At 65.0% G+C, this 20,484-nt stretch carries 10 protein-coding genes; 1 reads left to right on the plus strand and 9 read right to left on the minus strand.

Annotation, left to right across the window (positions count from 1 at the left end; genetic code table 11):
* Nucleotides 1-44 precede the first annotated feature (44 nt).
* From PCO31110_RS10565 to PCO31110_RS10580, 4 genes are all read right to left on the minus strand, one after another.
* Entirely contained in the window at nt 45-1,037 is a 993-nt protein-coding gene (locus PCO31110_RS10565) for a FecR family protein (RefSeq protein ID WP_150690379.1), read from the minus strand.
* Between the two features lie 127 nt (nt 1,038-1,164).
* Nucleotides 1,165-1,671, minus strand: coding sequence for an RNA polymerase sigma factor (locus tag PCO31110_RS10570; RefSeq protein WP_150586899.1), 507 nt, complete (start codon nt 1,669-1,671; stop codon nt 1,165-1,167).
* Nucleotides 1,668-2,399: a TonB family protein gene (locus PCO31110_RS10575; RefSeq protein ID WP_150690380.1), complete on the minus strand. Its 732-nt coding sequence runs from the start codon at nt 2,397-2,399 to the stop codon at nt 1,668-1,670. The genes PCO31110_RS10570 and PCO31110_RS10575 overlap by 4 nt, the downstream gene beginning before the upstream one ends.
* 187 nt (nt 2,400-2,586) lie before the next feature.
* Entirely contained in the window at nt 2,587-3,072 is a 486-nt protein-coding gene (locus tag PCO31110_RS10580) for a winged helix-turn-helix transcriptional regulator (protein WP_150690381.1), read from the minus strand.
* Between the two features lie 37 nt (nt 3,073-3,109).
* Between PCO31110_RS10580 and PCO31110_RS10585 the strand changes: the two genes are divergently transcribed.
* Entirely contained in the window at nt 3,110-4,042 is a 933-nt protein-coding gene (locus PCO31110_RS10585) for an aromatic alcohol reductase (RefSeq protein ID WP_010806339.1), read from the plus strand.
* A 93-nt stretch (nt 4,043-4,135) separates the two neighbouring features.
* Here the strand turns inward: PCO31110_RS10585 and PCO31110_RS10590 are convergent, their stop codons facing one another.
* From PCO31110_RS10590 to PCO31110_RS10610, 5 genes are all read right to left on the minus strand, one after another.
* Nucleotides 4,136-16,378 (minus strand): filamentous hemagglutinin family protein, encoded by a 12,243-nt coding sequence (locus PCO31110_RS10590; protein ID WP_174979474.1) that lies wholly within the window; start codon nt 16,376-16,378, stop codon nt 4,136-4,138.
* A gap of 239 nt (nt 16,379-16,617) precedes the next feature.
* The gene (locus PCO31110_RS10595) at nt 16,618-17,619 is read right to left on the minus strand and encodes a FecR family protein (RefSeq protein WP_150690383.1); all 1,002 of its coding nucleotides are present in this window, start codon (nt 17,617-17,619) and stop codon (nt 16,618-16,620) included.
* Between the two features lie 117 nt (nt 17,620-17,736).
* On the minus strand, nt 17,737-18,249 hold the full coding sequence (locus tag PCO31110_RS10600) for an RNA polymerase sigma factor (protein ID WP_010804649.1): 513 nt from the start codon (nt 18,247-18,249) through the stop codon (nt 17,737-17,739).
* Nucleotides 18,246-18,965: a secretin and TonB N-terminal domain-containing protein gene (locus tag PCO31110_RS10605; RefSeq protein WP_150690384.1), complete on the minus strand. Its 720-nt coding sequence runs from the start codon at nt 18,963-18,965 to the stop codon at nt 18,246-18,248. The genes PCO31110_RS10600 and PCO31110_RS10605 overlap by 4 nt, the downstream gene beginning before the upstream one ends.
* Before the next feature lie 272 nt (nt 18,966-19,237).
* Nucleotides 19,238-20,482, minus strand: coding sequence for an MFS transporter (locus PCO31110_RS10610; RefSeq protein WP_010804651.1), 1,245 nt, complete (start codon nt 20,480-20,482; stop codon nt 19,238-19,240).
* Nucleotides 20,483-20,484 lie beyond the last annotated feature (2 nt).

Genomic DNA, 20,484 nt, shown 5'->3' on the forward strand with positions numbered 1-20,484 from the left:
AAGAGACAGCGACACGACATGGCGGCCACGTCGCTGCGAAGACGTCAGGAAAGTACGACCAATCCGCCCGGCAAAGCGCGGGCATTCAGGCCGAACGTGCGCTCCAGTTGCGCCACGGCCATATCCAGCAACGTAATGTCGAAGCTCCCGCTCACGGGCTGGCTGCGCAGCGATGCGTTCATCAGCACCACCCTGCCGCGCCGGTAACGGTTGATCTCGTCGAGTACCTGACTGAGCGGCGTCTCGCGGAACACCAGCATACCGTTGCGCCATGCGGAGACATCGGCCACCGCGACACGTCTGACGCGACCAACCGTCGCGTCGTCGTAGACGGTCTGGTCACCGGCCCTCAAGACATGGCGGCCGGCGGGGTGATCGACGCTCACGGCCCCGTCAATACACGTCACGCAAACACCGCTGGCCAGACGGCGCACTTCGAAACGTCCCGCATTGGCTTCGCTGCGCCCCGCACCGGCGATGACGGCAAAGGCGGCACCGCCCGCCGCCACATCGACCGCAGCCTCCCCGGTCAGCAGCCGAATACCGACCATTTTCGCACCTGCGGTTTCCCGGCGAATGCTGGTCTCGGTATTGAGCATGACGTTCACCCTCGACGCCACCGAGATCGTGCGCTGCTCGCCGGTCGCCGTGCGGAAATCGGCCCCCCACGCTGCCGGGGCGGGCCAAAGGCCGGCAGGGGGATGCAGCACGGCAACGCCGGCGACCACGGCAGCGCTCGCGGCCGCACCGAGAAACGCGCGGCGGCCGAGATTCGGTCCATTCAGCGCGCGCACATGCTGCCGGGCCGCTTCGGGATTGCTCACCAGCACCTCGCGCGCGGCGGGCTTGATCAACGCCCACGCCTGCCTGGCCTCGCTGAAGGCAGCGTGATGCGCCGGACTGGTGTGCAGCCAGCGCTTGAACGCGTCGGCATCCCACGACGTCACGTCACCCGAGCTTAGACGACGCAGCCACGCCCATGCCTGGCGCTCAAGGTCGCCCGACGACGGGCCGCGGTTGTCGTCAGCGGAACTCACGCGTTTTCCCCATAGACTGCGCCATCCGGGAAGGATCTGGCATGCACGAGTGGCAGGCGGGCTGCCTGAAATTTGGCCTCATATGCAAGGACGAACGATCCCCCTGGGGAACCGCAGATTATTTTCATCATCGGTCTTTCCGGGCGATCAGGTAGTCGTGCGCCCGCTTCAGATCAGACTCGACCGTGCGCAGCGAAACGCCGAGCCGACGAGCCACTTCCTTTTGTTCCAGTCCGTCCCAATGAACCATCAGCACAATCTGGCGACGCCGTTTGGGCATGGCGTCGATGAACTGACGCAGCGCCTCCACGCGGGAGCGTGCCTCCGCGATCTGCTCCGGTCCGGGCGAGGGATCGGCCATGTCCATGAGTTCGGCGATTTCGTCGAGCGGCAGGGCTCGCCCCTGACGGCGCTGTATGTCGACGGCGATATTGACGGCCATGCGCAACAGGTAGCCTGCCGGACTATGGATCGGCTCGTCTTCCTCGCGACTGTGCACGCGCAGCCAGGTGTCTTGAAGCGCATCGCCGGCGAGATCGCCGTTGCCCAGCAGGCGTGTCATGCGCGACTTGAGCGTGGTGTAGTGCTTGGTAAGATAGTCCACCAGCACCATCGGCGGCGTGTCGTCGCTCATGAGCCCGCCCTGGCTGCCGGGTCGGCGTCGCACGACATGCCGAATTCGGCATCGCGCGGCAGCAGCAACATCGTGACGGGTTGCGCGATGTCCTTGGGCGGTGCGGCGTCCATTCGGAGGTCACGTAGCGTTTCGAGTACTGCGATGTCCCGGCGACGGTCGCCCGTCGAGCCGATCAGGCGGGGATGCTGGATGTGCCCGGAGGCGTCAAGCTCGAAGCGCAGCACGGCACGATAGCGGCCGGGCACGGTCAGCGGGTTGCCACACAACGCCTGCCAGACGCGTGCCTGCACAAATCCGGGATAGCCGGTCAGATTGCCCAGCCCATTGGGCGACGGCACGGCGGCACTATCACTCGCTGACTTCAGGATGAACGCGCTGCCTTGCCCCATATTGAATTTCTCGGCCGTCAGGCCCGTGCCTTCGAGCAATTTATGCAGGGCGGCCTCGGGCGAATATCTGCCCTGAACGGCCGTTGAGATTTGTCCCGCGAGGATTTCACTGCGATAGAGCGCCGGTTGACGCGCCGTGGCGCCATAACGCTGGAGCGCGTCGGTCAGCGCTAACGCCGGAATATCGAAGTCGATGCGTGATTCGGTCTCCTGCACTGGCGCGACCTGCCCTATTGCGGGGTTCGCACGCACCGGCGAAATCGCCGAAGTCAGCGCCAGGAAAATCGAACATCCCGCCAGCGCCAGCCAACTTGTCGATGCCCGATCAGCTGTCATCTTCTGTCGCGCGCCCGTCCAAACACCAAGGGCCGCGTGAACCAAACCTTTGGCAAATGCGAGTCAGATTACTTGTCCGACATGAAATTTCGGTGACAAACGGCATTGCGCGCCGTGTTTTAAGGTCTGCAAAAAGTTCGTGGGCCGAATGGAATCTTGACAGCTACGGGTAGCGGGTAAAAGCAAACTATTCCTGCCGCCGCGACAATTCTGGCGACGAATGCTTCGATGGCGATTTCTCGTCGTATCGCTGCCGGGCATCGCGAAAACCGGCCGCATTGTCGATAACCCATCGCCAGAGCGGGAGCATGCCCACCAGCAGTCCTCGTCCTGACTCGCTCAGACAATAATCGACGCGCGGCGGCACTTCGCCATGGTCGTGCCTGACGATCAAACCGTCGCGCTCCAACTGACGCAAGGTCCTCGTCAACATGCGTTGCGTCACGCCATCGAGCCTGCGCGCAAGCGCCGCGTGGCGCAACGTGCCCGCCACCCCCAAGGCATGCACCACACCCAGCGACCAGCGATTCCCCGCATGCGTCAGTATCTCGCGCTTGAGGCCGTCGTCGTCTGTGCTCAGTGCGTCGCAAGCCTCTTGCGACTGTCGCAGGAGTTCGTCAAATGAGGGCGTCTTCGGCGGTATCACGGGTGTGCCTTCTTCTCGCGGGTCCATAACGCTCCTATTATTCGCAACTCAACAGGAGTTGCAAATGCCCAATCAAATCCCGCCGAAAGGCCCCACCCTCGTGCTCGGTGCAGGGGAACTCGGTGCGAGCGTGTTACGCGAACTCGCCAGACTTCGCGATGCAGGCCAAGTGACCTCCGTCTGCGTTCTGCTGCGCCCGGGTGCCAACGCCGCCTCCGTCGCCATGATGCGCCAGCTTCGAATCGACGTTGCCGAGGTGGACCTCGCCGCCGCCAGCGAGGAAGCGCTGGCCACCGTCTTCTCTGCATTCGACCAGATCATCTGCTGCACCGGCTTCGTCGGTGGCCTCGGCACTCAACGCAAGATCACCGCTGCCGTGTTGGCCGCAGGGGTTGCTCACTACATCCCCTGGCAATTCGGCGTGGATTACGACGTCGTCGGCCGGGGCAGCGGCCAGGATGTCTGGGATGAGCAATTGGACGTGCGCGAGATGTTGCGCAATCAGGACAAAGTACGCTGGACGATTGTGTCGACCGGGATGTTCACCAGTTTCGTCATTTTGCCGGCATTTGGTCTGGTGGACCTCGAACAGGACACCGTGCACGCACTGGGTGACTGGGACTACAAGCTGACCGTCACGACGCCGCACGACATCGGCCGATTGACCGCCCTGATCGCGTCGTCCCGGCCATCCTTCGATGACAAGGTCGTGTATCTGGCGGGCGACACGTTCACCTATCGCGAACTCGCCGACACGTTGGAGACCGTGCTTGGCCGTCCCTTCAAACGGGAACTCTGGCGCGTGCCGCAACTGAAAGCCGATGCGGCGGCGCATCCCGACGACGTGATGCGCAAGTACCGGGTTGCCTTCGCGCGGAACGATGGCGTTGCCTGGCCGAAAAACCAGACACTCAACGACAAACTGGGCATGCCGGTCACAGATCTCGCGACATGGTTGCGCGAATGGCGGGACCGCGGCAATGATCGGATGTCGTGATCACAGGCGCCGACGGATGCCCCCACCGCCCGTGGACACGGAAACCATCGGCGGCGCCACCGTTCTTTCCCGGCGGCGCCGCCCCATGCCGGCTCAATGCGTGTTCAACGCGCGACGCTCCTCATCGGTAAGCCGCGCAAGCTGACGTGGATCGACGTGGTTGCCGCTGCCCACCAGTTGGAGAAGGCTCGATGGGTCATAGCCAAGCGTGCCTCGCACGCGAGATGCGGGTGGCGTGTCGCTGCCCCCTGTGCCGTCGTTAGCGCCGGCCCCCGTGCTCAACATCCGTACCGAGAAAATCGACGGCGTGTTCTGGCGTTGTGCGACACGCTCACGTGCCACCGCATCCTGCGCGGCCGAAGCCGCCTGCGCGGCCGTTGCACTTGCGTTGGTGAGCGCACCGACGTTGACTGCCGCAATCACCGGCAGGCCCGTCGACTTGCCCTGCACCTGCACGTTCGCGGCGTTCACGACGGCGAGCGCGGCAAAGTTGACGTTCCCCGACACCCGCACCCCCGCCTCGCCCGCATCGATCGTGCCCAGCGGCGCCACGAGGTCGACATCACCCGGCGGCACTTCCGGCAACGGCGCGAGCGTGGCAATGCCGGCGCCGCTCGACGGGACCGATGGCGACAACGTCACGTTCCCGCTGTCGTCGTACACGCGCTTGGGCGGCGTATAGAGTACGGTCGTCTTTGCGCCACGGCCGGCGTTGATATCGCCCTGCGCCGACCACGCCTGAATGCTGCCACCGAAGGTCGTCATCACGCGCGACAGGCCCAGCAAAATGCTGTCCCGGCTATAGAGTTGAATGTCGCCTTCGCCCTGCGTGACGACGCCCGCGTTCGCCCCCGGCGTCACCCCTTCCACGCCGACAAGCGTGCGTCCGCCCGGGTTCAGCATTTGGATGGCGCCGCCGAAGTTGGTGCTCACCGTGGCGTCGGTCGTCACGGGAACCGGCTTGCCGTTGACGGTGGTCGATCCGGTCACGCTGCTGAACAGCGTGATCGCGCCGTCGTACGTGATCGGCTTGCCCTGCGCGTCGCTCGTCGGGAACAACGTCGCGATGGCTTCGCGGCCGCGCAGATAGCTGCCATAACGCGGACTGGTGGCGTCGTTGTACTCGCGCCCGCCCAGCAGCAACTCCTTGAAGTAGACGTCACGCACGAACACCCCTTGCTGTTTCTGCGGCAATGCGAGGAAGTACGCGAGTGCGTCCGACGGCGCGCCCTGGTAACCGAAGCGGCTCTGGAGCCACGTGACGAGTTCGTCGCCATAGGCATGCACGACCTTGCCGCTGTCGGCCAGCGGTGCACCGCTCGCCAGTTGGTTCGCCGGATCGAAGTACAGGCGTGCGAATCGCGTGTAGTCCGGGCCATTGGCCCCCACGCCCGCAAGCACCGAAACCCCCGCCCCGCCGTTGGCGTTGGCCGGATGCGTCACGTCGCCAATGCTCTGCAACTGGCCGTAGTAGCCCTGATAGACGTTGCGGCCCGCCTGCACCTGAAGCAATCCGGGGCCGACGATGCTCGCCGACTGATAGATGATGTCGCGCCCGGCCTGCATCAGCGAGACGTCGCTGGCAGATTGATTGAGGAACGTACTCGGCACAGTGCCCGTGCCCACAATGTCGCGGCCCGCGATGACCTCGAACGGCTTGGCGGCAACGTACCAGATGCCGTGATCCGGGATGAATCCGCTTGATGCCGTCCGGTTGCGGATGACCGACATTCCGATCTGCAAATCGTCGATGTCGATGCCCGCATAGATCTGGGCGGGCGTCGCATCCTGCGCGTGCAGATTGCCCGACGGATAGTCCTCGCCAAACGCGAGGGGACTGGCCGAATTGATGCGTGTTCCGGCGTTGATGGAGGCGTTCGTCAGTGTCGTAAGGCTGAAGCCGTCCAACGAAGCGAAGAACGGATGGCCCGGCGTCGCGACGCTCGCGTAGTCGGCGCCCGACATCGCAATCGACAGGCCGCCGCCATAGATCGACCCGGCCGAGAGCACCCGAAGTTGCCCGACCGGCGACGGCATCAGCTCGATCGAACCGTCGCCGAACCGGATGTCGCCGTTGAGCGACGCAACGCTCAGGCTGCCCGGATAGAAGCCCAGCGCGTTCTGCCTGTCGCTGCCGCTGGCCCCCGACAAGGGCGCAACGTCACCACCGGCCGAGAGGAGGTTGAGCGCCGTGGACGGCGTCCACAGACTGAACTTCGTGAAGCCGCTCTTCGTCACGGCGCCCGATGCATTCGTGTAATACCCCCCTGCGATATCGGTGAGAATCGACATGCCCGCGTCGCCCGCCCCGCCGAGTACCAGATCCCCTCGCGCGGTAACGTTCGCGATACCGTCGCCGGTCAGCACGGTCGGCCCCTTGGTTCGCGACGTCAGCTTGATCGCGTTGGGATCGGAAGCGCGCGGATCGTACGTGGTCCAGTTGACGCCGCCCGTCTCCACGGCGATGCTGCCGACCGAACCGGCATTCACCGACGTATTGCCGCGCAATGCGCTCAGCGAACCGTAGTAGTCTCGGAGGAAGCCGGCGGCGGCTATCGGGGGCGCCCCGTTGAGCATGCCGCCGACCTTGAGCGTGAGATCACCGCCGCCGGTCTGCACGAGTGAGCCGTCGGCGAGCACCCGGCCTGTCGATGCCACGGCAAGATCAAGGCCCGTTGAGACGAGCCCCCCCGCCGTTGCCGAGGTGACGCCCGCGTCTCGACCGGCAATCACCGTCAGGTTGCCGCCGCCCAGCGTACCGATGCCCTGGAAGCCAATGAGTTGCAGGCCGGTCGTGTAAGCGTCCGTCTTCGCGAGCGAGCCGAAGTTGATCGACCACGCGGTCGGATCCGTTGTTGCGCCGCCACCGCCCTGCCGGTTCAGCCAGTTCCCCACCAGATTACTGTTCACGTAGCGCAGCGGGTTGTTCGTCATCTGGATGTTGCCGGTCACGTCCTGCTGCGCCTGAAGCAACAGATCGCCGCCGTGCTCCGTGTACCAGGCCTGAAGCAGGTTGCCGGTCGCAATGCCGGGCAGGTTGTACGGATTGTGGCCGTCAGCAGCCAGAATCGGCGCCGCCTGCGTGCCTGCCGTATAGACGCCATACGGCGTCGCTTCGCTGAAGCTGCCCCCGGCGAGCAGGTCGAGGCCGCCCGTGCCGGTACGCAGCACACTGAAGAACGTGCCGGTCTGCGACGGGTCGTAGACGCTATCGCTCAGCGTGAGATTGCCGCTGCCGCCCAGCGCCGCCACCGGCAGCAACGCGCGTTGGTCGGCGCCCGCCAGATCGGCACCGGCCACCAGGCGCAGCGACGCCGAGCGCATGCCGGGCGCGAGCATGGTGGCGCGTGCAGATGTGGCCGAGGCGGCGGGCGAACCGGGGTCCGTCTGAAGCTTCAGACTGTTCGCCGCCGACGTTTCGGCCCCCACGGGTACGTACAACTTGGTCAATTTCGTGCCGTAAGGAATCACCGCTCCGGTGGCATAAGTCGTACCGTCGGCCGACATCGGCCGGAACGGTGCCGGCAGGGCACCTCCCGTATTCAGCGTAGGCACAACCCAACCGGCGGAGTCGCTCACTTCCATCACGTTGCTCGGGAGCAACCTCCAAAGTAACGAGCCCTGCTTTGCGAAGTGCGCCGTATCCGTCGAGAACGTCGTGGGCGTCACCGCCGAGAAGACCGGCGCTCCCGCCGCCGTGCCCATAAAGCCATCTGAAATGCTGCCGTCGACCCTCAGATTGCCGCCGGCACGCAACACGAGCGCCATCGGCTCGCCTGCGCCGTACGTTGCCGACGACGGATTGCGGTCAGCCCCCGAGCCGTAGCGGTATTTCGCGAGATCGATGTCGCCCGAGGTTGCGAGGTCGCCCAGCGAAGCGATCTGCACGCCGGGGCGCAGGTGATACACGTTGCCGTAGGCTGCAAGACCCGCCGTGCGCGCCGTCAGCGCGCCGTTGCCCGTCGCAGTGTCGATGAATGCGGTGCTCGCGGCGTCGTAGCCGTCCATCGTGCTCTGCGTGATGACACTGCCCGACGGCAGTGTGTACGTCCACACACCGTTCAGCGCCACGCTGTCGGCACCGCGAATCGTCAGCGGACCTGCGGCGTCGATCGCGATATCGCCCGACGTCTCCGCCGTGCGCATGGCATTCAGAATGATGTCGCCGTAGTGCTTCGCACCCGGCGTGCTCACGTCAATGGCGGCCCCCGGCGCGAGTGTGAGCGTGCCACCGGCAGCCGTGAGTTCGACATGCCCGCGATTCTTCGCTTCGATGGGCGCTCCGTAGCTGTCGACCTGCAAAATCGTGCCGTGTGCGTCGAGCACGGCGCTGCTGCCGAGCGTCAGTCCGTTGCCGCCCGACAGACGAATGGTGCCCGGTGCGGCGCCCGACGCGTCGACGCTGCCGTTCACCGTCAGCGTGCCGCCGTCGGCCGAGATGCCGATGCTGTGCGCCTTCACGCCATTGCCGACCACCAGATCGCCAAGCTTCTGATCGAAACTGCGCGACGCGAAGAAGCCCCCCTGTGTGAGCAACGCGTTCAGTCCGCCGAAGTCCGCGAAGGTGCCGGCCGTGGCGCCGAACGCCCCGCTGGTGAAGCCGTCGTCGGCCTTGCCCAGCAGGCTGCCGCCCAACGACAGCGTCCCCTTGGCCGCGTCGAACGACACGGTGCCCGCATCGGCCTGCTTCGCCGACACGTCGACGACCGATCCCGCCAATTGACGGAGGTTGCCTTGCGCGCTCCTGAAGCTTGCGGTGCCGCCGAAGCCATACGCCGTCGCCGTCTGGATCACCGTCGGCTGGCCGCTCAGGTCGATGCGGCTGATGCCGTCGAGCACGATGTCGTTCGCCGCGTCGACCGCCAGCTTGCCGCTCGGCAGGAGCACCGTGCTGCCGAGATTCACGTTGTTGCCGGACAGATCGATCTCGGCGCCAGCGACGGTCGTCGTTGCCGTAGCCGGTGCCGCGCCCGCCGGCGCGACAACGCTCAGCGTGCCGCCCGCCGTGTAGTTCATGATCGACTTCGCCGCACCGGTGAGCAGCGGCGTGGTGAGCGTGAGATTGCCGCCCGTGCCGCTCTGGCCGAAGACGTCGCCCGCTTGCGTGCCGGGTGCCTGATAGACGTACAGCGCGCCGCGTCCGGCCGAGACGACCCTGTCGCTCGCAGCGAAGTTGATGTCGTTGAAACCGTAGATCGTGCGCGTGACGTTGGATGTGTCGAGCGTCTCGACATGACCGAGATCGATCTCCTTCGCGATGAATTGCAGTGACCCATTCCCGGTGCCCGGGCCACCGGCGGCAATCGCCGGTGCACCGACACCTTGCACACCGTTCCACGTGATGCGATCGGCCGCCACGACCGCCTGATCGCCCACGGCACCGACGCCGTAGATGGCCGAGGCATTGAGCACCAGATTGACGCCCGTCCCGCGCGTATCGAGACCGTTGCTGCCGAACAGGTTGATCGAGTTCGCGGTGCTCAGCGTGAGCCGTTGCAACGCGGGCGCACCGTGCGTCGGGTCGCCTTGCAGCAGCGTGTTGAGTACCGATTGGTTGAACACCACGCCCGCCGGATTACCTGCGGCCGCGACTTGCGCGGCATCACCCACGTTCAAAGTGCCCACTGCCAGCGCAATATTGCGTGCGCCGAAGCGCGCGCTGTCGTCAATGTTCGACGCGCCGTTGGTGGCGAATGCCAGCGTTCCCTCGGCATACAGGCCCGAGCCTGCACCGATGTTGATCGATCCGGCGCTCTGCGACGATCCGAGGAACTGGATGTCACCGTTGGACAACCCCAACACGGTCGCAGTCCCCGGGGAAAACAGCATGCCGGTCGAGGCGGTATCGAAGGTCGCCGGACCGCGCCCGATCGTCGTCAGCGTCACGCCGTTGCCAATGTTCAGGTTGTTGCCGACGAGGTAGATTTCCCCCGCGCTCAGCGTCACACCGTCACGCACGTAGAGATCGTTCGCCTGAGGGCTCGTTTGAAACACGAAGACGCCATCGATCGGGCCAACCGTGCCGTTGATACTCAGTCGCGGCGCACCAATGGCGTTCAGGGACGCGGCATTGACCGACAGCCCATTGAAGCCCGGCGTCACATCGCCCGTCGTAATCTCGCCGATGTTGAGCACGGCCACCTGCCCCGCGACACCACCGGCCGCAGGCTGGAACAGTGCCTTGCCGTTGAATGACAGCACACTCGTCGACGGCATCGGGTCCGGCGCATACGGCACGTCGAAGGTGAACCCGAGCCCCTTGCCGTCGCGGGGCAGCATGGGCGCCAGGCCGCCGAACTGCCGGATCTGCGCGGTCATGAAGTCGGCGTAGCTCTGCTCGTTGTACTGCGAGTACTTGCGCACCGCCGTGCCGGGCGTGACGAGCACGGTCGAGGGCAACTGGCTGCGTGCAGATGTGTTGGCGATGCTCGTGTAACCGGACACCAGATACGTGCCATTACCGGCAGCCGTCGCAAGCGCAGGCAGGTGCTGTCCGGTGCCGCCGATTTCGACGCGGTACGCACCCGGCAACAACGCGTAGTTCGACGGCAGCAGCGTGTACGTCCCTGCGGGCAGGCCGGGCACGCCGTCACCGATCGTGACGCGTTGCCCCACCGCAGGATCGCCCGCGCCATTCTCTGCGGCGATGGGGGCGTAGGCCGACGTGTAGCCCGGCACGATGGCATACACCTTGTCGCTCGCTTTACTGAGCTTCATCGTCGGGTTAGCGTTCACCAGCGGCGTGTTGAGCACGTTGACAGAGCCGCCGCGCCCCGAGACGAAGCCTGCCCCCGCAATCGTGCCGCCGCCCGACAGGTCGAGCACCGCTCCGCTGTCGACGCGCATCGTTAGCCCTTCGAGCGAAATGCCCGAGCCGCCTGCGGTATAGGTGAGCCCGATGCCGTTGCCGATGAGCGGGGCAAGCGCCGTACCGTTGTACGTGTAGGTCACACCGTCGACAGTTCCGCCATAGGGCACGGTCATGCCGTCCATTGCCACGGACGTCAGACTGCCGGGCAGGAACTCGATGTCCTTGGTGTAGACACTCGCGCCTTGCAGCGCGGCCGTCGTCGGGCCGATCAGCAGCTTGCCGAACGGCGCACGCAATACGCCCCCCTGACGCACGTTCGGGGCCGACAGGAACAGCATGCCGAAGACGGACAGCGGTGCGTCGGGTGTGACAGCCGTGGTGCGCCCGAGGGTCAGCGTGCCCGCGAAGTCGCTGTTGCGCTGCTGCCCCGCGACGATGTTCGCCACCGCACCGGTGGTCGGATACACCTGTGCGGCGTCAAGGTCCATATCCCACGAGGTGATCAACGTGGTGCCCTGCTGCATCGAGGGCGTCGGCAGGAAGCGAATGTCGCCCTGGCTGACGAGGCGCGTGTTACGGAAGCCTGGCGACGACGTATCGACGTTGACGTAGTTCACCGAGTCGTAATAGCTGCTGTACGACGAGAAGATCACCGGCCCTTGCACGTCGATGAGGTTGGCATCGATCTCGAACGTCGCCGTCGTCGGACGCCCCGAGGCGCCGGGATTCGCGATCGAACCGCTGCGTACCCCGTCCGGCGGCGCAACGCGCGTGCCGCTCAGCAGGACATACGGGGCCGCCAGACGCACCGTATTGCCGGTAGCCTTCGCGGCCGGATCGTCACCCGCCACCAACTGCTCGCCGGAGGTATAGGCGTTGGCGTTGAGCTTGAGGCTCTTGTCGAGGGCGAGCGATACGTCGCCCTTGAACATCATGTAATCGCCTGACGTTAGCGAGAGCGAGCTGAAGCCGCCGCCCTTGACCATGTCGGCGCTCACGCTCGTGCGGCCCAGGGGCAACGCCGCGACCGGTGCACCCGGGCCGCTCAGGTCGGGGGCCTCCGGGCGCGACTGCGTCACCGTGAGTGTGCTCGGCACAAGCACGCTGCTTGGTATCAGACCCGCCTGATCCGGGTAGAACGGCGTGAGCATCGACACGGACAGGTCGCCGCCAGAGGCACCGGCGCCGCCGGAGAACGCGTGCAGATTTCCGTCGAGATAGCTGCCTGCGAAGGAACTCACGGCAATCGCGCCGCCGTTGGACACGCGCGACATACGGCCGCTGGCGTTGGCCGGTTGGCCCGTCACCGTTGCTGTGTCGACCAGCACGCTAGCGCCATCGGCATTGAGCTCCGCCCCCGGACGAATCACGACGAACGACGTACCGCCACTCAGGTTGATCGTGCCGCCGTCGAACACGGTGCCGTAGGTGCGTCCATTGGTGTCAAGTGCGGTATAGCCGAGTCCCGAGACATCGAGCTTCGCGTTCGGGCCGAGCCAGAGCGAGGTGCCGCGAACGACGCCGTTCTCGTCGAAGTTGCGCGACGTGGGGAACGCGCCATCGGCGTCGCCGATGAGATTGATCTTGCCCGCACGTGCGTTCAATGCGCCGTCGACCGTGATCTGACCGAAGCCGTCGAGCGTGATGCTCTGTCCCGGATCGACCGTGATCGACGCCCCCGGTGCGATGGCGACGGTGCCCCCCGACGGATTGCCTTGTTCGTCCTTGGTCAGCGAGCGCAGCGCGATGCTCGCGCCCGCGCGTTGCGAGATCGTATCGGTCTGCGGGTTTTCCGCGAACAGCGGCGGCGTCCACAGAGCCAACGCTTTCGACGGATCGCTGCCGGTCACGGCCTTCATACTGTCGGCCGTGAAGCGGTAGACGGGCATGACCGGCGCGAGGGCCACGCCGTTGTCGACGCGCACGCCGTGTCCGCCATTGATGTCGTAGTTGGCGAAGCCCGCGTTGAACAGCGAACTCCCGCTGCCCGATGTGCCCGTGTTGAAGGTCGGCACTGGCGTGACGGCGATCGTCTGCGCGAGCGACGTGCCTGCAGGCAGGATGGCCCCCACGTCGTAGGTCTTCGGCACCGACACCACCGAGCCTGCGGCAAAGACGAACTGATAGGGATTGACCGGTACGCCGTTCGGGAAGACGTTCGACGGCACGACCGTACCCTTCAGGAACACTCCGTTGCCGCCCCAACCGGAGAGAACCGTCCCTGCCGGAAGCGTATCTCCGGCGAAGTAGTAGACGTCCTGGTTGTTGAAGTCCTTCGACTTGAGAATGAGCCCCGTCGGCACGATCCAATCCATCAGCGTCGCGCCGACCGGCACCGCAGACATCGTGACGTCGACCTGTAACGGCGTGTCGTAGACCATCGTCGTGTGCTTTTCAACGAGATCCATCGGTAACGGCGTCCCTGCGGGGATGGTCAGCGTCTGGGCGAGCTTCACCGACACCGGGGCTGGCGTGCCTGCCGCAAGCGTACCGCCCGCTACACCGGCGCTATTGCCGATCAGGATGCTGTCGGGGGTGGACAGCGTCAACGTGCCGCCGCCGTTCACGCCGTAGGCCACCACGGTGCCGTCGAAGGTCAGCGTGCCGACGCTCTTGCCGACGATACCGTCGCCCGCGATCAGGGTCACGTTACCGCCCGTGCCGCCCTTCGTCTTGCCGCCCGCAAGAATAGCGCCGCCCGAGGACACATCAATCACACTGCCGCTGCCGATGGTCAGGTCGCCAGTCGAATCGAATGTGACGCTGCCGCCGTTGAGATAGGTGACCTGCGACGTGGTATCCGGGTCGAGCGCGGCGTTCACCCAGACGCCGCGTGTGCTGATGCGGTAGCCGGGCGCCAGCGTCAGGTGCACGGCACCGTCGGCCGGGAGCAGTACGGTGGCATACTGATCGCCAGCTTTGAGGAACTGATTGGCAATCGCGACCGTGCCGCTTGGCGCGAAGAGGTTGGCCATCACGTCGACGGAAGGCGCCGACAGCGCCAGACGTCCGCCGTTGTCGAGTTGAAGATCGGAGCGCACGCCGATGGTACCGGCCGTCACCAGATCGATCTCGCCGAAGCGTGTCTGATTCAATCGTGAGGCATCGAGCCACACTGTGTTCTTGCGGGTATCCGTGAGCGTGTCGCCCACACTCATCCCGTTGGTGATGTCGTTGATGTCGCCGATCACGACATCCGTCGCGAAGGCCCCTGTGCGGCCCACGCCCGTGTACTGGCCAAGCGTAAGCGAACCGGCACGCGGTACGGCGAACTGGCTGAGGGTGTAGCCGTCGGTGAGCCCGGACGGACGTGCCTGCGTCTGCACCGGGCCGGTGTAGACGTTGGCGACCACATCGCCCTCGAGCACGGCCGTCGGTGCCGAGATCGACAGCCGGCCCGCGTCGCGCCCGACCGTGTAGCCGTTTTGCAGCACGCGCGTAGGCGCGATGAGCGGGCTGGCGTACGACTCGGTCAGGTTCTTGCCCCAACGCCGGTGCTCCACCTCGAAGCCGTTATAGACACCCGTATAGAGCACGTTCGATGGCGCAGTGTTGACGTTGTAGAGCTGACCGTCTACGCCCTTGAGCCACGTATGATTCAGATAGCCCGTCTGCACATTGAGCGAGCCGCCCGACAGGTTGATGAGCGCCCCCTTCTGCGTCACCACCTCGTTGCCGCCAATGGTCACAGTGCCGCCCTGCGCGGCCCACTCGCCAATGCCGTGCGTCTGATTGGCCAGATAGCCACCAACTTCCAGCAAACCTCCGGCGGTGTACCAACGCTCGTTCGCGTAGCCCCCCACGGACGCCGGAACGTAGATCAGACGCCGGCGGTCGATGTAGACGTTCGCATTGTTCAGTGCCGTGTTGTCGCGGTTGCCCGGTGCGTCGCGCTGCTCGTTGCCTTGCACGTTGATCTTGACGTTGTTGCTGTCCATCGACAGCGACACGCCGACCGCGCCTGAAACATCCAGTTGTGCCCCGTTTGCCACGAAACTGCGACCCGTGGCGCTCACCGCCAGTTGGCCACCGGTCGCGAGCGTGAGCGAATTGCCCTGAAACTCGACATTACCGCCGCTCACGATCTCGACGCGCGATTGATCGCGACGATCCGAGAGTCTCGACAAGTTGTCGAACAGTCCGGACGACATGCCGGCGCGCAGGCTGTCCTGTTTTGCGGAATCCTGCATCAACGCGGCACGTTGGCTGTCGAGCGCCGTCGCCCCGTTGTCGCTGATGAGCACCGACGTCAGCGCACCACTGCCCAACGTCACCTTGCCCAGCGTGTCGCTCGCCGAGTTCAGCAGGTGAATCGTGCCGCGTGTGTTCACCGTCGTGGTCGACACCGCCGTGCCCAACTGCTGCACGTCGCGGCCCGCTAGCGTGATGTCGCCTTCCGGGGACATCAGCAAGCCGCTGTTCACCACCTTGCCCGCCGTACTCTGTGCCACGAACTGCGGCGACACTTCGTTACCGCGGGTGGTCGACGGCGTGTTCGCGTCCGTGCCCACGCCCTTGCGTATCACGAAGCTGTCGCCTGCGGCCAACGCCACCTGTCCTTGCGGTGCGACGATCGTCCCCGCGTTGCTCACCTGATTGCCCAGCAGCAGCACGTAGCCACCGCCTTGCGTCACCGACGTCGGCGTGCGCGTCGTGATATTCGCCCCCGCCTGCACTTCGACCTTGCCCAGCGCATCGGTGAACGTCGGCGTCGTGCCGTTCGCGCCGTAGATCCCGTTCATCTGAAACTGCGCGTCGCTCATGCGAGCCGCCGCGACCACCAGATTGCGCGTATCGACCTGACTCGTGCCGCCGAAGATCACACCGTTACGGTTCAGGACCAGTACGGTGCCGTCGCCGTGAATCTGCCCCTGAATCTGGCTCGGACGCGCTTGCGGATCGTTCACACGATTCAGCACCGCCCAGTCGCTTTGCTGTGCGAAGTTCACCGACGTGTTGCGCCCGACGTTGAACGTCTCCCAGTTCAGGATTGCCTTATTGGCCGTTTGCTGGATGTTGACGTGGGTCTTGCCGTTGGCGCTCGTCTGCGTCGGCGCTTGAGCGTTGATCCAGCCCTTGGTCAGGCTGTTCGTGTCGACCTTCAGGCCGCCTTCGGTCAGGCCATCGGGGATGGTCGTATCGCTGCTCGCCGCTGCCGCGCGCGCATTGGCTTGTGCGGCCTGCATTGCCGCGATGTTCTGTGCGGCCGAACTCAGGTTCGCAATCGAGCGCTGCAACTGCGCGTTGGCCTGTTGCTGCTGCGCCGTGGGGTCCATCAGCGACGTGACCGGCATGCCGTTCGGCAGACGCCCCGTTTGCGACGCCGTTGCCTGTGCGGCACCGCGGGCGGCAAACCATGCGTTGCTGAACGCCTGTTGCGCATGCGCTGCCCCCATCGTGGTGAGAAGCAGCGTGATTGCCTGAGCAACGGGGGCCACCCTGCGTGAACGGCGCTTACGTCCTATGCCGTTTCTGCAACCGCTGCTCTGCATTGCCGTTGCCCCTTCGCGTCCACGCATGCTCATGCCCGAATCCTCGCTAATAGTTGATCGTTCCCGGCAAACTCGCCATTGGCGTCCCGTCGGAAACGTGCACATCGCCGCTTTTGGCGTTGTGTTGGCTTCCCGAGTCGCTAAGACGAATGGGTATTGCGAAAACCCTCAACTATTTCCCGATCATCGATACCTGCGAAATGCCGTCGTCGAATCGATCAACGCTGCGTGCTGCACGCAGCCAGATGGCGGCACTTCCGCACAAGAGACCGTCAGCTCAGAATCAGCAGTCCTCCCGGCAATGACCTGGCATTCAGATCGAATGTGCTCTCCAGTTGTGATAGCGCGGCGTCGAGCGAAGCGATGCGGAAACGTCCCGTTACCCGCTGATTTCGGGCGGCCTCGCTCACGAGCACGACGCGCCCGGCGCGATAGCGATTGATCTCGGCGACGACATCGACAAGGCGAATCTGGTCGAACACCAGTTCGCCTCGGCGCCATGCGCTCACCGCTTGTGCATTGACGTTGCCGACATCGCTAATCACGTGGTCGTTGTAGGCCACCTGCTGACGCGCCTGCAAGGCGCGCTTGCCTGCCGGATGGGAGACCTGCACCGAGCCGTCGATGCACGTGACACAAGCTTTGCCATCGAGATACCGCACTTCGAAGCGTCCGTCATGCGCGCGAGCGCTGCCCGCGCCCGCGGACATCGTAAACGGTTCGGCCACCCCCCCCAGATCGACGGCGGCCTCGCCAGAGAGCAGCGTCATGCTCACCGTTTTGCCGTTGTGCACGCTTTGCCGGATGCGGGTCTGCGTGTTGAGCGTGACAACGGTCTGTGCCGCCAGCGTCAGCGTGCGTTGCTCGCCCACGGCGGTACGTTCGTCGCCCCCCCATGGGTCCGGCAGGGTGCGGCGAAACACGTCCGGATAGAACCCTGCGACGGCCGCCGCCGCCCCTACTGCCACCGCGCCGCCGATGAACGCACGACGCCCCGCCGAGGGTTGCCGCCGTGCAGGACGAGCGGGCGCCGGTGCCGGAATCGCATTCGGATGCCGATCGGCATACATGCCGCTTGCCGTGCGCAGTGTCGCCCAGCGGTGCTTCACTGTGTTGAAGGCCGCCTTGTGATCGGCGCTCGTGTCGAGCCAGCGACGAAAGGCTTGTGCATCGACTTCGGTCACGTCACCGGAATCCAGCAGCCGCAGCCAGACGCGCGCCTGCCGTTGCAGGTCGTCCGAAGAGGAGGCTGAATGAGTGTCGCGTGTATTCATTGCGTCAAAATGGGCGCCATGCCAAAGGCAGGCAATTTAGCGGTATCGATGTCGCGGAACTGCGCATCTCCGGATGCCGCCAATGTGTGGACGAACGGCACCCCTCAAATCCCTCAATTATTTTTTGGCTTTCAGTTTCTCGTCCAGAAAATCGTGTGCACGGCGCAACTCGTTCTCGACAACGCGCAGCGAAACCCCCAGGCGCTCGGCCACGGCTTTTTGAGGCAATCCTTCCCATCGAACCAGTAACAGCACCTGACGACGCCGTTCAGGCAGCCGCTCCATCAATTGCATGAGGGCATCGAGTTCCGACCGATCTTCCGCAACGCGTGCGGGGCCGGGCGCCGTGTCCGACAGATGCATCAACGTATCGACCTCGTCGAACGAAAGCGAACGGCTTTGCTTGCGCTGTGCGTCGAGCGCGATATTGACGGCCACACGTACCAGATAACTGCCCGGGCTCTGTACCGTCTCGCTCGCTCCCGGCTCCTGCGTTTGCAGCTTGACCCAGGCGTCGTGCAAGGCGTCGCCCGCCAGATCGCTGTTGCCGAGCAGGCGTGTGAGACGGCGCTTCAGATTGTGGTAGTGCCGGGTGAGGTACTCGGGCAGGGGTCTGACATTCTCGGTCATGAATGACCGTCCTTGCCCTGCGACCGGCAAACGGGGGATGCGTCGGCGTGGTCAGGGTCGCGTGGCAGCAACACCATCGTCAGCGGTTGCGCCAGATCCGGAGGCGGCGCGCCGTCAATGCGCACAGTTGCCAGCACCCCGAGCACAGCAGCATCGCGCCTGCGCTCTCCGGTCGATGTCAGTAGACGGGCCTGACGCAGAGTCCCCGTCGCATCGATCTCGAAACGCAGCAGCGTTCGGTATTGCCCCGGCCGGGTGAGCGTATTGGCACAAAGCGCAGCCCAGACGCCCGCCTGCACCCGGCCGGCATAGGCAGTGGCCGGCGCGTCGTAGCTCGGCGACGACGACTCGGTCGTCGACGCCTTGAGTACGAACGCTTCTGCGGGACCCGTCCGGGCGCGCTGGACGGTGAGCCCCGAGCCCGTCAGCAAACGCTCCAGCGCGGTGTCGGCCGGAAGCTCGCCGTGTACGGGCGATGAGGTGAGGCCGGCCACCTGAGCACTGCTAAAGAGAGCGGGACGGCCGGAGATCATGGCGTAACGTTGCAGGGCATCGGCCAGTGGCTGCGCAGGAATATCGAAGAAGAACGACTTGGGTTCGGCGCCGGACTTCGGCGTTTGTTGCACGGTGATTGCCGGCACGGCAGACCGTCCGGGCTCACCGTCGGCACCGGCGAAGGCATCGACCGGCGCACTTCGCGCGGGCGTCGTCCCCACGCTCAACACCAGTAGCAGCCCCCCACAGCGGCGTAGACCAGGCAAGTACAGACGCAAGATGCATGCTCCCGACTTCCGAAAAGACAGCGCGTCAGGCAAAGCGCCGGCCTCGCTGCGCGCCGGACGGCACGCGTCAGTCGCCCATGCAGCACGCAACTCTGGAAAATACGGATGATGACATCGGAGTACGACAATTCTGTTACACCCCGCGACTGGCATTCGATGGCAAGGGGAACACGTTGCTGGCGGGCAGTCGGCCCGCATCGGCCGTATCAGGGAAGGCCGTGCCCTTCGAGGTGACATTGGCGAGGTCGATGAACCTGCCGGCGCAACGCGTAAGCGGCCACGACGGCCGCAGCAAAACCCGATGCCGCACCGACACAGAGCGACCAGCGCGGGCCGCCATGGTCGGCGACCCAGCCCACGATCGGAGCCCCGATCGGGGTGCCCCCGAGTGCGATACCCAGGCGCAGCGCCATCACCCGCCCTCTCATGGCGGGCTCGGTCGAGAGCTGCATCAGGCTGTTGGTCGTGTTGGTGAAGGTCAGGGCGGCCACCCCGATGACGACCAGCGCGCCAGCGAACAGCCAATAGTTCGGGGCGATGGCGGCCAACGTGCAGCCCAGTCCGAAAGACAGGGTACTGATCAATAGCGACACGAACTGCGGGCTGCTACGACCAGCGGCAAGCAGAGCGCCCGAGATCGTGCCAACGGCCATGATCGATGACAAGAGACCATAGCCGCGCGCATCGGTGTGGAAGACCCCCACGGCCATGGTCGAGATGAAGATCGGAAAGTTAAGGCCGAATGTGCCGATCAGGAACAGCATGACCAGGATTGCCTTGAGGTCCGGCCGGGACCAGACATAGCGAAATCCCTCGGTGAAGCCGCCCTTGCTGCGGCGAGCCCTCGCGCTGAGACGCAGTTCGGAGACGCGCAACAACGACAAGGAGGCGAGAACCGCAACAAAACTGGCACCGTTGATCAGGAAAGCCCAGCCGGTGCCGACCGAAGCGATGACCGCGCCGGCCGCCGCAGGCCCGATCATCCGCGCGGCGTTGAACGAGGTCGAATTGAGCGCAACGGCGTTCGACAGATCCGCGTCGCCGACCAGTTCTGCCACGAAGGTCTGGCGCACGGGCGCATCGAAGGCTGCCGCGCAACCGGACAGAAAAGCCAATAGATAGACATGCCAGAGCTGGACGGCGCCCGCGACGGTGAGCCCTCCCAATGCCAAGGCAAGCGCGCCCATCGTTGCCTGAGTTGCCATGAGGAGCTTGCGCTGGTTGAAGCGATCTGCCGCGAAGCCCGTCCAGGGCAGTAGCAAAAGCTGCGGCCCGAACTGGAGCGCCATGACCGTACCCACGGCCGAAGCGCTATGGTGCGTAAGTTGAGTCAGCACCAGCCAGTCCTGAGCCGCTCGCTGCATCCAGGTGCCCACGTTGGAAACCAACGCGCCGACCGCCCAGACCCGATAGTTGTAGCCCCTTAGCGAACGAAAGACACCGGAGGTCATTG

This window comes from Pandoraea communis, from assembly GCF_902459745.1.
Taxonomy (GTDB): Bacteria; Pseudomonadota; Gammaproteobacteria; order Burkholderiales; family Burkholderiaceae; genus Pandoraea; species Pandoraea communis.